The 13,367-nt window shown below is 32.3% G+C and carries 12 protein-coding genes and 3 tRNA genes; 4 read left to right on the top strand and 11 right to left on the bottom strand.

Annotated features, from left to right (window positions below; genetic code table 11):
- Window positions 1-32: 32 nt before the first annotated feature.
- From glmS to QO190_RS11530, 3 genes are read right to left on the bottom strand one after another with little or no spacing between them, the layout of a single operon-like run.
- Window positions 33-1,883: a glutamine--fructose-6-phosphate transaminase (isomerizing) gene (gene glmS, locus QO190_RS11540; protein ID WP_371463422.1), complete on the bottom strand. Its 1,851-nt coding sequence runs from the start codon at window positions 1,881-1,883 to the stop codon at window positions 33-35.
- 6 nt (window positions 1,884-1,889) lie between these two features.
- Window positions 1,890-3,431 (bottom strand): DUF4270 domain-containing protein, encoded by a 1,542-nt coding sequence (locus tag QO190_RS11535; RefSeq protein WP_371463424.1) that lies wholly within the window; start codon window positions 3,429-3,431, stop codon window positions 1,890-1,892.
- A 25-nt stretch (window positions 3,432-3,456) separates the two neighbouring features.
- On the bottom strand, window positions 3,457-4,227 hold the full coding sequence (locus tag QO190_RS11530; protein ID WP_371463426.1) for a glycogen/starch synthase: 771 nt from the start codon (window positions 4,225-4,227) through the stop codon (window positions 3,457-3,459).
- 112 nt (window positions 4,228-4,339) lie between these two features.
- Between QO190_RS11530 and panC the strand changes: the two genes are divergently transcribed.
- Window positions 4,340-5,182 carry a pantoate--beta-alanine ligase gene (gene panC, locus QO190_RS11525; RefSeq protein ID WP_371463428.1) on the top strand — a complete coding sequence of 281 codons (843 nt, stop codon included), beginning with the start codon at window positions 4,340-4,342 and terminating at the stop codon, window positions 5,180-5,182.
- A 92-nt stretch (window positions 5,183-5,274) separates the two neighbouring features.
- Here the strand turns inward: panC and QO190_RS11520 are convergent.
- From QO190_RS11520 to QO190_RS11510, 3 genes are all read right to left on the bottom strand, one after another.
- Window positions 5,275-5,347: transfer RNA gene (locus QO190_RS11520), tRNA-Lys, on the bottom strand.
- A gap of 45 nt (window positions 5,348-5,392) precedes the next feature.
- Window positions 5,393-5,475: transfer RNA gene (locus QO190_RS11515), tRNA-Leu, on the bottom strand.
- A gap of 36 nt (window positions 5,476-5,511) precedes the next feature.
- A tRNA-Lys gene (locus QO190_RS11510) sits at window positions 5,512-5,584 on the bottom strand.
- Between the two features lie 89 nt (window positions 5,585-5,673).
- Between QO190_RS11510 and QO190_RS11505 the strand changes: the two genes are divergently transcribed.
- Window positions 5,674-6,195: a shikimate kinase gene (locus QO190_RS11505; RefSeq protein WP_104793367.1), complete on the top strand. Its 522-nt coding sequence runs from the start codon at window positions 5,674-5,676 to the stop codon at window positions 6,193-6,195.
- Here the strand turns inward: QO190_RS11505 and QO190_RS11500 are convergent.
- Window positions 6,173-6,604 (bottom strand): RNA-binding S4 domain-containing protein, encoded by a 432-nt coding sequence (locus QO190_RS11500; RefSeq protein WP_371463430.1) that lies wholly within the window; start codon window positions 6,602-6,604, stop codon window positions 6,173-6,175. The genes QO190_RS11505 and QO190_RS11500 overlap by 23 nt on opposite strands.
- Window positions 6,605-6,678: 74 nt before the next feature.
- Between QO190_RS11500 and QO190_RS11495 the strand changes: the two genes are divergently transcribed.
- Window positions 6,679-7,419, top strand: a complete 741-nt coding sequence (locus QO190_RS11495) for a hypothetical protein (RefSeq protein ID WP_371463432.1) — start codon at window positions 6,679-6,681, stop codon at window positions 7,417-7,419.
- Between the two features lie 31 nt (window positions 7,420-7,450).
- Here the strand turns inward: QO190_RS11495 and QO190_RS11490 are convergent, their stop codons facing one another.
- Genes QO190_RS11490 through QO190_RS11475 form a run of 4 tightly spaced genes read right to left on the bottom strand, consistent with a single transcriptional unit; the run spans window position 7,451 to window position 12,080 of the window.
- Window positions 7,451-8,134: a DNA repair protein RecO gene (locus QO190_RS11490; protein WP_371463434.1), complete on the bottom strand. Its 684-nt coding sequence runs from the start codon at window positions 8,132-8,134 to the stop codon at window positions 7,451-7,453.
- A complete protein-coding gene (locus tag QO190_RS11485) occupies window positions 8,134-10,374 on the bottom strand; it encodes a hypothetical protein (RefSeq protein ID WP_371463436.1) in 2,241 nt (746 codons plus the stop codon). The genes QO190_RS11490 and QO190_RS11485 overlap by 1 nt, the downstream gene beginning before the upstream one ends.
- A 6-nt stretch (window positions 10,375-10,380) precedes the next feature.
- Entirely contained in the window at window positions 10,381-11,331 is a 951-nt protein-coding gene (locus QO190_RS11480; protein WP_371463438.1) for a bifunctional UDP-sugar hydrolase/5'-nucleotidase, read from the bottom strand.
- The gene (locus tag QO190_RS11475; protein ID WP_104793361.1) at window positions 11,331-12,080 is read right to left on the bottom strand and encodes a 5'-nucleotidase C-terminal domain-containing protein; all 750 of its coding nucleotides are present in this window, start codon (window positions 12,078-12,080) and stop codon (window positions 11,331-11,333) included. Before QO190_RS11475 ends, QO190_RS11480 begins: the two co-directional genes overlap by 1 nt.
- Before the next feature lie 343 nt (window positions 12,081-12,423).
- Between QO190_RS11475 and dapA the strand changes: the two genes are divergently transcribed.
- On the top strand, window positions 12,424-13,296 hold the full coding sequence (gene dapA / locus QO190_RS11470; RefSeq protein WP_104793359.1) for a 4-hydroxy-tetrahydrodipicolinate synthase: 873 nt from the start codon (window positions 12,424-12,426) through the stop codon (window positions 13,294-13,296).
- Window positions 13,297-13,367 lie beyond the last annotated feature (71 nt).

Below are 13,367 nucleotides of genomic sequence, written 5' to 3'. Positions count from 1 at the left end.
TTAAATTAAAATATTTTGTATTTAATTAAAATTTATTCTACAGTTACAGATTTTGCAAGATTTCTTGGTTGGTCTACATTGGCACCTCTGTAAACAGCAATATAGTAAGCTAATAATTGTAACGGAATAGATGCGACTATTGGCGAAAAACATTCTGAAGTTTCCGGAATTTCTATTACATAATCTGCCATTGAAGCTACTTGCTCATCTCCATAATTTACCACAGCGATTACCTTACCTTTTCTGGCTTTAATTTCTTGAACGTTACTTACAATTTTATCATAATGACCTTTTTTAGGAGCAATGATTACAATTGGCATATTTTCGTCTATCAAAGCAATAGGACCATGTTTCATTTCTGCTGCTGGATAACCTTCTGCATGAATATAAGAAATCTCTTTCAATTTAAGTGCTCCTTCTAATGCTGCAGGAAAATTAAATCCTCTACCTAAGTATAAGAAATTAGTAGAATTCACAAAATCATGTGCAATTTCTTTCACATAATCATGTGTAGATTTTAGAACCTCTTCTACTTTTTTCGGGATATTGTCTAACTCCGTGATGAGTCTCATGAACTCTGCATTACTTAGATTACCGTTATGCTTACCTAATTTAAGGGCGATAAGTGATAAAATAGTTAATTGAGCTGTAAATGCTTTGGTAGAAGCCACTCCAATCTCTGGACCAGCATGAGTATAAGAACCTGCATCTGAGAATCTTGCAATAGATGAATCTACTACATTACAAATTCCATAGATGAATGCTCCTTTTTCTTTAGCCAATTTAATCGCTGCCATTGAATCTGCAGTTTCTCCTGATTGAGAAATAGCTACTACGATATCTTTTTCGGTAATGATAGGATTTCTGTATCTGAATTCTGAAGCATATTCTACTTCTACCGGAATTCTTGCAAATTCTTCGATAAGATATTCTCCGATTAAACCAGCGTGCCAAGAAGTACCACACGCAATGATGATGATTCTTTCTGCTTTATTAATTCTATCAAGGTGATCCCAGATTCCAGCCATTTTAATAATGCCTTCATTTACGAGTAGTCTACCTCTTAATGTATCATGAATAGATTTTGGCTGTTCGAAAATTTCTTTCAACATGAAATGCTCATAACCTCCTTTTTCTATTTGTTCTAATGATAATTTAAGCTCTTGGATGGCAGGTTCTATTATTTCATTTTCTTTTATACTTCTTATTTCTACTCCTTTTTCTAGAGAAATAGTAGCCATGTGTCCATCTTCTAAATAGACTGCTTCTTTAGTGAATTCCACAAATGGAGAAGCATCCGATGCGATGAAATACTCTTTATCTCCTAAACCAATAGCAAGCGGAGAACCTAGTCTTCCTACAACTAAAACGCCAGGATAATCCTTGTGCATTACAGTAATTGCATACGCACCATAAACTTCGTTTAGAGCATATCTTACTGCTTCGGAAAAATTAATTTTTTGGGTATCTAATATATATTGGATAAGATTTACAAGAACTTCTGTATCTGTTTCAGAAGAAAAGGTAAATCCTTTGCCTATAAGCATAGTCTTAATCGTATCATAATTTTCGATAATACCATTATGTACAAGAGCAATTTTGCCATCATTTGAAACATGTGGGTGAGAATTTCTATCGCTAGGAACACCGTGAGTGGCCCATCTTGTATGTCCCATTCCTACATGAGAAGTTGCTTTTAGATTCTCAGAAATTTCTACTAAATCAGAAACTTTACCCTTTGTTTTTTTAACTTCGAAGCTATTATTTGTATCTTCTAGTACAATTCCTGCACTATCATAACCTCTATATTCTAATCTTCTCAAGCCGTTGATAACGATATCATAAGCGTCTTGAAAACCTGTATAACCTACAATTCCGCACATAGTTATTTATTTTTTTGAGTAAATTATTTTTAATTGAGCCTTATATTGAGTATTATTAGCATCAGATCCTACTAAAACAATTCTATTCGGAGTATACGCTTTAGTTGTATATTCTGTTCCTAAAAGAGCTCCGGTTGAACTAGAAGTTTGAAAGCTTCCTATATTAATAGAAATAGGTTTATTCGCTTCTTCCTTTTCTATAATATTTTTAACAAACTGAGTAATACTTATTTCATAGTAAGCAGGATTTTTATCTAAATCTACGCCTTTTACCATTTTGTAAACACCTGAATAAGCAAAAACATCTTTATCTGGGAAAAATGAATATGTGACTTTATTATCCGTGTCTACTGTTTTGACAACAGGTGTAAATGTATCTGGTTTTGAGTAAGAATTATTCCATAATGAACCATCAGAATACAGTCTAATTTTAGCAGAAAGTAATCCTACCTTTTCATTTTTGTATAAATTCTTTAGTTGTGCAATAGTAGCATCAGGAATTAAAATTTCTGCGCCTGGTCCTCCCATGCCTTGAAGGAAAAGTTTAGTATCACCATTAGTATTTGGAGTACTAGGAACATGGTTTACAAATGTATTACTTCTATTATATTGAATTTGATTAAAATGAACATTAGATGAACCTAAATCTAGTGTATAACTTCCTTGAGTTCTTGTGATAGTACTATTCTCTGTTTTATCATATTTATAATAAATAGTTACTGATAATTCATTTGGATTAAAATTAAAAATATAACCATCATTTTCTGCTACAGAAAGCTTTAATCCTCTAAAATATCTAATAAAACTTGCAACATCTTTTAGTTCAAAAGAACCTTTTTTATCAATAATTTTAGATTGAAAAAAATCTTTATCTAAAGGTATTCTTAAACCTGCATCTCTGCTGAATAATTCAGAATTATCAGAGTCTTTGGTAATTTTAATAGATCTAATGAATCCATCAAAAGATTTAGTTCCTAATAAAGTTCCTGTATTAACTTGTTGATTAGAATAAAAGTTAGTTTCTGTAGAATATAAGAAATCTGTAACTTCATGTACGTTGATGGTAAAATTTCTTTTCGCTTTTCCGTATTTTTTAATAGGATAACTCGTTACTACTTTTTTTGCAGCGATATTATCTGGATGTACGTAATCTTCGTAAGTTTTAGTCACTACAGAATCGGTTGCAGTTTGGTAAAGAGGTTTCATCTGTAAAACTACAGAATCTACTACAGCATTAGCACCAAAATCTGGATCATAAGAAGATAATCTTACTTGGGTAACATACGATGATTTCTGCATCCCGAAGTTAGACTCATCAAAAGCACCTAAAGTTGCTTCTGAAAGTTTATCATTATCTGCTTCTAGCGCATCATTATTATAAACATTACAGGCTACTACATCGAAACTTGCTTCTGTTCCTTGAGCTGTGCCATTTTGGAAAAATTGCATTCCTAATTCGTCTGGCTCAGATTCACAAGCTACTGTAATAGCAGCTCCCGAAAATAAAATAAAAAATAGCCTAAAGATATTCTGAATTTCTTTTATCATTTAAGTAATTATATGTGATTTGTGATTAGTAAATTTCGCTTATAGAACCGCCGTCTACATATTCGTTTTTAGGTGTTTTAGATTCTTCAAAGGCCTTGTCTAATTTTTCTTCTAAAAATTCATCTCCTTTTACAATAGTATCTACCAAGTCCATGCTTTCTATTACAAAACTTTGAATGGTAGGTTCTTCTAATGCTTTAAGGTTTTCAATATTATCAAACTTTAATTTTTCAGTAATATTGTGACCTAGAGATAAATCTTTTTCATTGTACACAGAAAGTACAAGTTGAGTATCATTAAAATAAGAATCTGTCTTATAGTAATTTTTAAGGTAAATCGGGATAAATGAAGCCATCCATCCATTAAAATGGATAATATCTGGAACCCAATTTAGTTTTTTAATGGTTTCAATTACACCTCTTGCAAAGAAAATTGCTCGTTCATCATTATCATCAAACGGTTGATTATCTTCATCCTGATAATATTGTTTTCTCTTGAAATATTCTTCATTATCTATGAAATAAACCTGCAATCTTTCTCCTGGCAAAGAAGCAACTTTTATGATTAAAGGCTGGTCTAAATCATTGATAATGATATTCATTCCAGATAATCTAATCACTTCATGCAACTGAAATTTTCTCTCGCTGATAAATCCAAATCTCGGCATAAAAACTCTTACGTCATTGCCTTCTTGGTGCATCTTCAGTGCCATCTTGTTCACCATCATCGCCATATTACTATCTTCCTGATATGGAAACATCTCTGTGGTGACGTATAAAATCTTTTGATTCGGCATAATATTTTTTTCTTCTCTATACAAAGACGGTTAATTATGCAAAAATACAAAAAAATAACCGAATTTCTTTTAATTAACAATTTTTTATAACTTTACCCTAAATACAATTTTTATGAAAGTTCTGAAAAGCAAAAAAACACTGATTGATTATGTTGAAAGACAGAGAGAAATGGGCAAAAAGATAGGATTTGCTCCTACAATGGGCGCACTTCACCAAGGTCACCTTTCTCTTTACAAAGCTGCTAAAAAGGAAAACGACGAAGTTATTTCTTCCATTTTTGTAAATCCCACCCAGTTTAACAATCCTGATGATTTTCAAAAGTACCCGAAAACCTTAGAAAAAGACATAGAACTTTTAGAAAAAGCAGGAGTAGACGCAGTTTACGTTCCTAATGTAGAAGAAATGTATCCAGATGGACTAAACAGCAAAAAATATGATTTCGACGGACTCGAAAACGAAATGGAAGGCAAATACAGACCAGGTCATTTTGACGGAGTAGGAACCATCGTAGAAGAACTTTTCAGACAAGTACAGCCACACAATGCTTACTTTGGCGAAAAAGATTACCAGCAATTAGCCATTATCAAAAAAATGGTAGAAAAAACAAAACTACCCGTAAAAATTCATGGAGTTCCGACTTTAAGAGAAGAAGATGGACTTGCCATGAGTTCTAGAAATGTAAGACTTACAGAAACCCAAAGAAAAGAAGCAACAATCATCTACGAAACACTTACAAAAGTAAAAGAATGGTTTAAAGTGATTTCTCTGGAAGAAATTAAACAAAGGGTGACTGATATTTTTAGAAATTCTAATTTCGAATTAGAATATTTTGTCATTGCAGATGAAGAAACGCTTAAAGAAGCAAATGCTATAGATGAAAATAAAGAATACAGAGCCTTTATCGTAGCGTATGCTGGTGAAGTAAGATTAATAGACAATATGCATTTAGGATAAAAAACAAATAAAAAGCCTTCAAGGTAACTTGAAGGCTTTTAAACACCAAATCACAAAATATTAATATGAAAAAAATTTACTTTCGTAAATTGTGACCTGGCTGGGATTCGAACCCAGGACCCATACATTAAAAGTGTATTGCTCTACCAGCTGAGCTACCAGGTCTTTGAAATTTAAAAAAATTTCTAAGTTTTTATTTTTTGCTCTTCGTGCCTACGACTGGACTCGAACCAGCACATCCTTAGGAAACCACCCCCTCAAGATGGCGTGTCTACCAATTTCACCACGTAGGCAAAAAAAATCCGTAAAGGATATACGGAATTTTGTTGTGACCTGGCTGGGATTCGAACCCAGGACCCATACATTAAAAGTGTATTGCTCTACCAGCTGAGCTACCAGGTCTCCTTAACATCTCTGTTAAAAAGTGGTGCAAAGATACGCCTTTTTTTAAATTCTCAAAATTTTTTAAGAACTTTGTGCAAAATAAAATTATGATTATTTCACTTGTAGGCTACATGGGGAGCGGTAAATCTCACATTTCCAAAATATTGGGAGAAAAAATAAATTTTAAAATTTTTGACCTCGACAAAGAAATTTCTAAGAAAAAAAACATGACTATACCCGAAATTTTTGAAAAAAAGGGTGAAATCTACTTTAGAAAGTCAGAAAAAGAAACTTTGGAAGAGCTTCTTGCCACCCAAGAAAATTGCATCATCAGTCTAGGTGGTGGCACTCCTGTGTATTATAATAACATGGAAATTCTTAATAATAATTCTATTACCATCTATCTCAGAGCAAATATTGGCACACTAGTTCAAAGATTATCTAAACAAAAAGAAAAAAGGCCTCTTATTGCGAGAATAAGTGATGAAGATTTACCAGAATTTATCGCCAAACACCTTTTTGAGAGAAATATTTTTTACAATAAAGCACAATATATTGTAGACACTGACCATAAAACGCCAGAAGAAATAGTAGAGGAAATTACTACTATTCTTCAGCTACATCCTTAAAGAAAGAATCCCAATCATCTTCTGTCACGGAAGTTTCATCATGGTCTGTCTCTAAGAAATCATCCATATCTCTTCTGTCTTTTTTGGTTGGCCTTCCTTCTCCTTTGGTACGATAATAATCCTGAGACATTTTTCTGAGTTTTAGCAATTCATATTGCTCTTTCTCGGTCATGTCTGCTACATGAAGGGCAACCAATTTGGCTCCTATTCTACTTTTGGGAATTTGTAAAACCTTAATTTTATAGTCGATTTGATTTTTTCTTATCTTGATAACATCTCCTTCTTTTACTTCTTTGGAAGATTTTACGGTATTTTCTCCTATAGAAACTCTATTTTTCTTAATTTCTTCGGCCGCGATATTTCTTGTTTTATAAAACCTAATACTCCATAAAAATTTATCAATTCTCATAATTTATTTATACTTTTGCAGTTATTGAAAATATCGAGCAATTTAATTAAACAAATCTAAAGGATAAAAAACTTATGAAAAAAATATTTTTGTTTCTTGCTTTAGCTTCTTTAGCTATCACATCATGTAATAATGATGATGACAATAACAGCACTACAGAAGAAGTGAGTATAGAAACTCAGAATACATATGATGATGAGGCCATTCAAAAATTTTTAAAAGACAACTATTTTGATTCTAGAGGAAATATCGTAGCATTTAGCAGTACTTCTACCACAGATGATAATGAAAAACCTCTATCTGATTACAATCCCGTAAAACTAAATTCTGGAGTAATTTATATCAGCAGATACACTCCTACCAATGGAAAAGCCATCGTAGCTACTGATAAAATAAAGTTAATGCACAACACTTATACGTATGTAGCTGTAAAAGGAAGCGATAATGTAGTGAAATTCGACTCGAAATACCCTTTTAGAACCACTATTATTACTACAGGAACACCAGAAATAGACCCAGCTTATTTTTACGTGAGAACGAGTGTTTTAAACAAGTACAACACAGACAATAGCACTACTAAAACCAGAGCATTCTATGAAATGGAAGGTTTCCAAGAGGCGATTAAAAATTTCCAAAGTTGTGAATTAAATGACACGGATAACTACAACTTACAAGGCGTAATTATAGTACCTTCTAGAGCTGCATTTGCAAGAGATGAACATTTTGCTTATTCTGCTTTTAGTTTCAGAAATAGAACATTTGTTTTCAACTTCCAAGTGTTTAAAACAGAAACGAGAACATCTGCAGAAGACTAAAAAAATATAACCGCCTAATTAGGCGGTTTTTTTATTCAAATATTTCTAAAATTACAGGCAAAGACTTAGGCGAATAAAATTCTGGAAAGTGCATTTTATAGTATTGTAAAATAGAATCTAATAATGGTTTTCTGTATTTTTTTTCAATTATAAAATCTTCTTCTATTTCTTTGTCTAAAATTTTCTTCCAGAGAAAAGATAGTTCTTCATCTACTTCTTTTTGTGAAATCTCTTCTTGAAAAATTCCTTTTTCAATATTTAAAAATTTTTCTCCGGATAACAATGGAGAAATTCCAAAAAACTGAAGCATCCTAATAAGAAAAAAATAATGTGCATGCATCTTTTTCTCTAAAATTTTCTGTTTAAAAAATTTAATTTCTTGATAAAGAACAACGTGCTGACTTTCATTCTTCAAAATTTGATTGAGAAAATCAGAAAGAAAGAAAATCACTGCGTTTTGATGAACATTTACCTCATCTGGTAATTTCTCGCTTAGTTCTACTTTTTTAATGGTAGGAAGATTGCCATGATGACTTGAAAAAGTAATTTCTAGCTCATTAAGTGGCGAGAGAAAAGCTTTCTTTTTGTTTTTAGCAGAATATATTCCTCTCATGAAAAACGACTGAAAACCGCTTTCTAATGTATAACAATGCAGAATAGCATCATAATCTCCGTATTTAATGTATGAGAGTAAAAATCCTGTGTTTTTATCCATTAATTCACCACTGCAATTTTAGCGGTAGCTTTATCGGTTCCATCTTCATTGGTCATTAAGACAAAATAAATTCCCGAAGCTACCCTTATACCTTTTTGATTATTGAGATTCCATTCGTAATAACCTCCTCTAGCTACTGCTTGATGCACTACGTTTCCTGCTGCATCTGTAATTCTAATATTGGTTTTTTCGGCAAGTCCTGTAATTTTTACATTTCCTCTGTATTGACTTGTAACGACTGGATTTGGATAAACTTTTATCTCAGAAAAATCACTAGAAACATTGATTACATCTCCTTGATACACCACAATTCCATCAAAGGTTACAAAATATACTTTTCCTGTTTTAGGGTCTACTTTTATATCTGTAACAATATCATTTGGCAATGGAGAATTTACTTTTGTAAAATGCGAAATGGTATTTTCGCCATTAGAACTGAGGTAAAATACGCCTCCTCCTTCTACAGAAACCCATTTTTGATTTCCTGAATCTACTTCTACCTGAAGAATCACCAAATCTTTAAAAAGCTCTTCTGGAATTCCGTTTTGAGTAATAACAATAGGCTCTGCTTTATTATCAGTATTATTAATTGCATTAGAAGCGTTTGGTAAAATTCTAAGACCTAATCTAGTTCCTATCCAAATGTCATCATTTTTATCTATCGCTGCTGAAACAGTTCCAGAAGCTGCCAATCCATTTTTTGAATTAATCAGTATGGTTTTATCATCTGAAAAACTAAGTGGTGTATTTTTATAATCAGAAATAATCAAACCTCCTGGATTATAGTAAGGAGATGGAATAAATAATTTGCCTTCTTTTACAAGTGGCTTCTGCATACTACCCGCAGAAATTAATGAATTAATAACAAACTGATCGGTAGATTTATCATAAACATAGACACCTTCTGTATATTTCTGATTTTGCAAAAGTCCAACGGAACAAAAAAGTTGATTATTTTCATCAAAAACACAACCTGCAGGTCTATTGTATAAATTATTAGAATCTGTTTGAGCATATGCCTTTACAAAGACATTATTCTCCATTTTATAAACTCCTTTTTGCCCTTGTACCCAAGAATAGTTAGTAAAGAAAACTTCGGAAGGTTTAGAAGGATTAGGAACTACATCTAAAATATTCCAAACGAAAGGAGAGCTTTTAAAATAATTGGGATAATTCCATTTATTACCATCAAAATGATAATATCCTAAACCTGTATAAAATGGACCATTATAACCATCTCTTCCTCCTGTAGAAACCCATATTTGATTATCTAACAAGCTAATCTTATACGAAACATTAGAGTAAGGTCCATCTGGTTTATAAGAGTTTTTAGATTCATCATAAATTCCAGAAAGTTTAGTTCCTGTATAAATTTGATTGTTTACTACGAAAGCCGTATTTACTTCTTCTGCGATATCTATTGTTTTTTGCAAAGTTCCTGTAAGTGTATACGCGTATACTTTGGTTTGGTCTGCAACAATAATTTGGGAATCCGTAATTTTAATGTCTTTAATTTTGGTAAAACTTTGCGGAATAGAATTTAAACTTCCCACATTACCATAATATACCGTATTGTTATTAGATAATACCAAAGTAGATTTAGAATCTATTTGTGTATAATTTCCTGCTACGGAATTCCAATTGCTGTACACCGAAAAAGTTACATCTATAGGATGATATTTAAGACTGGTTCCTGTAATCGCATAAACCGTATTGTCTTTTATGGTTGCTTCTAAAACTTTTTCGTAAGAAGTACCATTAAAAAAGAAACAAGTATCTCCAAATTCTTTTTTGGTAATGTTAAAAACAGAAACGCCATAACCTACAGAAATCACGGCTTTGTCTCCATTGATAGAAATATTATTAATCGTTTTACTTCCTGTGTAACTTTGAGAAAGCGGAATATCTACCACATACGTTACACCATCTGCAGTTACCACATCTAAATTACCAGATTTATAACCTATGATAGCTGTATTGGTTGCAGCGTCATAGTCAAACGCCGAAATTTTCACTTCGTGCAAACCATTGGCTTTAGAAAGTTTGGTGATTTCTCCTGAAATGGTGTTGTAATAAAAAACTCCATTTTCGGTTGCTGCAATGATTTTTCCGTCTTTTTCTTTGAAAGCCAAAACATTATTGTAAGAGAACAAATCGCTCCACTTACTATTGGTGCTTTGCGAAAACACTAAAAAATACGACAAAAGCAGTAAAAAGACTAATATATTTTTTTTCACCATCAATTTTTAACCTAAAATGCTATCATCTATAACTTGATTATTCCATGAAATATTTTGTAAGCTCTTGTTTTTGTCAAAATAAAAATCTATTCTTCCTAAAAGCAATCCAGCCCAACCTACTTGATTCACCAAAACGTTTTTGCCACTTTTATTGGTAAAAGATTGTGGTTCTGGTAAAAAAGTATGGGTGTGACCTCCTAAAATTAAATCAATATTATCTGTCTGAGCTGCTAATTTTTTATCAGAAATTTTATCCGCATCATCTCTATAATCATAACCAATGTGTGATAGACAAATTACCAAATCACAACCTTTTTCTTTTCTCAGAAAATCTGCGTAATGCTGTGCGATTTCTACTGGATTCAAATATTTAGTTTCCTGATATTGCTTCTTGCCCACCAATCCATCTAACTCTATTCCCACTCCGAAAAGACCAACTTTAATTCCATCTTTTTTGAAGATTTTATATTTTTCGGTTTTTCCATCAAGAATGGTATTGCTGAAATCGTAATTAGAAGTGATAAAAGGGAATTTAGCATTCGGTAAAGCCTTCAAGAATCCCTCTAAACCATTGTCGAAATCATGATTTCCCATAGTTGCAGCATCATAACCCATCATAGACATTAATTTAAATTCCAATTCGCCTCCATAAAAATTAAAATACGGTGTTCCTTGAAAAATATCTCCTGCATCTAATAACAGAACGTTTTTTTCTTGGCTTCTAATCTGCTGAATTAAAGTAGCACGTCTTGCAAAACCTCCCTGATTAGGATTTCTGGAGTAACTAGAATCAAACGGTTCTATTCTACTGTGTTGGTCATTGGTGTGTAAAACGGTCAATTTATAAGCCGCATTTTTATCTAGAAAACTTTTTTGACTGGCAAAAACTAAATTAGGCGCTAAAGAAAGTGCTAATGTTCCGCCTCCTACTGTTTTTAAAAATTCTTTTCTGTTCATTAGTTTTTCCCTTTAAAATTTAAACGAATGTCTTTATTAGCTTTTACTTCTGGATTTTTCTTGAAATATTCTAAAAACAAATCTCTCAATTTAATTCCTGTAGAAATGAGTTCTCCTTTGCTGAAAAACTTCATATTATCACCACCTAAAGCAAGATAATCAGACGTAGCGATGTAATAAACCTCATCATCTTCCACATTCTCGCCATCGATTAAGGCTTGATTGATTTTACCGTTTTCTGTTTCGATATAAAGATGAGAAACGGGGTTATTTTTCTGTGTTTCTAAATAATATTGAAATAAACCTCTTAAATCACTACCCTTCATTTTTACAATTACCACTTCATTTTCAAAAGGCATTACTTCGAAAACATGTTTGGTCAAAATATCTCCTGCTCCAATCGTAGAACGAATTCCGCCAATGTTAATTACCGCAGCATCTACATCAATATTATTTTTTTCTCCCCATTCTTCTGCTCCTTCATAAGTGAAATCTGCCAAAAGGTTCCCTAAATTGGAATTGTCTCCCGATTTATTAAGGTCTACAGAAGTATAAGAAATTTTAGAATTCATTTTTTTCTCCAACTCTGCTTTGTAAGGAGCAATAACGGAAACAAAATTCTGATTTTCTGCAATTTCAGAAGTGATAGAAGTATTTTTCTGCGGTTGAACTTGAGCCACTTGAAGTGGAGTTCTGCATGCAGAAGCAGTGAGCGCAACGATGGCCAACAACCAAATTTTATTTTTCATGATTTTATAAAAATTGTAATGCAAATATAATTGATTCTGTGTTATTATGAATAGATTTTTTTGCGGGTGTGAACCGAAGAAATTTGCGTAAAAAATAGCCCCGATTGCCTCTTTGTTTTTTTTATATTTTTAAAGGAATCGGCGAAACTCGTGCCTCGTTTTGAAGCGGAAATCCTTTTAAAATTTTCAGGTTTTTTCATTTTATGAAACCTGAGTGAAAAAATTTTAAAAGATTGCAGCGAATAGCGGGTCCAAAAGTGATGAGAATTAGTAAACTTCTTGCTCCTGAAAAAAATTTTTTCACTAATTTTGAACAAATTAATTTTTATAACACAATTTAACAATGAGTAACTTAAAAGGAGTAGGTGTAGCATTAGTAACACCTTTCAACGAAGATTTATCAGTAGATTTTGATTCGCTAACGAGATTAGTAGAATACAACATCGAAAACGGCACCAATTATTTAGTAGTTCTAGGAACCACAGCAGAAGCTGCTACTCTTTCTGCAGCAGAAAAACAAGAAGTTATAAAACACGTTATAAAGATTAATAATAAACGTTTACCATTGGTTTTAGGAATCGGTGGAAACAATACTCTAGAAGTTAAAAAACAAATTGAAGAAGCAGATTTAACGGATTTCGATGCAGTTCTATCAGTATCTCCTTACTATAACAAACCAAACCAAGAAGGACTTTATCAACATTACAAAATGCTAGCTTCTACGGGAAAACAAATTATTATTTATAACGTTCCGGGAAGAACTGGTCAAAACATAGAGGCTTCTACCACATTGCGTTTAGCGAATGAATTCCCTAATCTTTTTATGATTAAAGAAGCTGCACCAAACATCTTACAATATTTTGATATTTTAAGAAAAAAACCTGCAAATTTCTCTTTAGTTTCTGGAGATGATGAATATACACTTCCTGTAACTTTAGCGGGTGGAGACGGTGTAATTTCCGTAATTGGACAAGGTTATCCTAAGGAATTTTCTACGATGGTACAACTTGCTTTCGAAGGAAAAGTAAAAGAAGCTTATGAAATTCATAACAAATTGGTAGAAATCACCAGACTTATTTTTGCTGAAGGAAATCCTTGCGGAATTAAAACCGTTTTAGCAGAGAAAGGAATCATCAAAAACTACTTAAGACTGCCTCTAGTTGTTGCTTCTGAAGGTTTACAAGCCAAAATAAAAGCAGAAATGGCAAAAATTTAATCAGAAAAACAATTTTTTACTATATTGAGGCGCGATTTTTTCGCGTCTCAACTTTTATAAAAAAAAACAAT

The organism is Cloacibacterium sp. Arc13, from assembly GCF_041431305.1.
In the GTDB taxonomy this organism is placed as follows: domain Bacteria; phylum Bacteroidota; class Bacteroidia; order Flavobacteriales; family Weeksellaceae; genus Cloacibacterium; species Cloacibacterium caeni_B.
The sequence above is the reverse complement of the archived record's forward strand: the minus strand, read 5'-3'. Positions and strand labels throughout refer to the sequence as shown.

What these genes read in the sequence shown, in the direction of transcription:
- QO190_RS11500 (WP_371463430.1), bottom strand. Translation starts at nt 6,604, where the DNA reads ATGAGAATTGATAAATTTTTATGGAGTATTAGGTTTTATAAAACAAGA.
- QO190_RS11475 (WP_104793361.1), bottom strand. Translation starts at nt 12,080, where the DNA reads ATGAAAAATAAAATTTGGTTGTTGGCCATCGTTGCGCTCACTGCTTCT.
- QO190_RS11485 (WP_371463436.1), bottom strand. Translation starts at nt 10,374, where the DNA reads ATGGTGAAAAAAAATATATTAGTCTTTTTACTGCTTTTGTCGTATTTT.
- QO190_RS11505 (WP_104793367.1), top strand. Translation starts at nt 5,674, where the DNA reads ATGATTATTTCACTTGTAGGCTACATGGGGAGCGGTAAATCTCACATT.
- QO190_RS11480 (WP_371463438.1), bottom strand. Translation starts at nt 11,331, where the DNA reads ATGAACAGAAAAGAATTTTTAAAAACAGTAGGAGGCGGAACATTAGCA.
- dapA (WP_104793359.1), top strand. Translation starts at nt 12,424, where the DNA reads ATGAGTAACTTAAAAGGAGTAGGTGTAGCATTAGTAACACCTTTCAAC.
- glmS (WP_371463422.1), bottom strand. Translation starts at nt 1,883, where the DNA reads ATGTGCGGAATTGTAGGTTATACAGGTTTTCAAGACGCTTATGATATC.
- QO190_RS11490 (WP_371463434.1), bottom strand. Translation starts at nt 8,134, where the DNA reads ATGGATAAAAACACAGGATTTTTACTCTCATACATTAAATACGGAGAT.
- panC (WP_371463428.1), top strand. Translation starts at nt 4,340, where the DNA reads ATGAAAGTTCTGAAAAGCAAAAAAACACTGATTGATTATGTTGAAAGA.
- QO190_RS11535 (WP_371463424.1), bottom strand. Translation starts at nt 3,431, where the DNA reads ATGATAAAAGAAATTCAGAATATCTTTAGGCTATTTTTTATTTTATTT.
- QO190_RS11495 (WP_371463432.1), top strand. Translation starts at nt 6,679, where the DNA reads ATGAAAAAAATATTTTTGTTTCTTGCTTTAGCTTCTTTAGCTATCACA.
- QO190_RS11530 (WP_371463426.1), bottom strand. Translation starts at nt 4,227, where the DNA reads ATGCCGAATCAAAAGATTTTATACGTCACCACAGAGATGTTTCCATAT.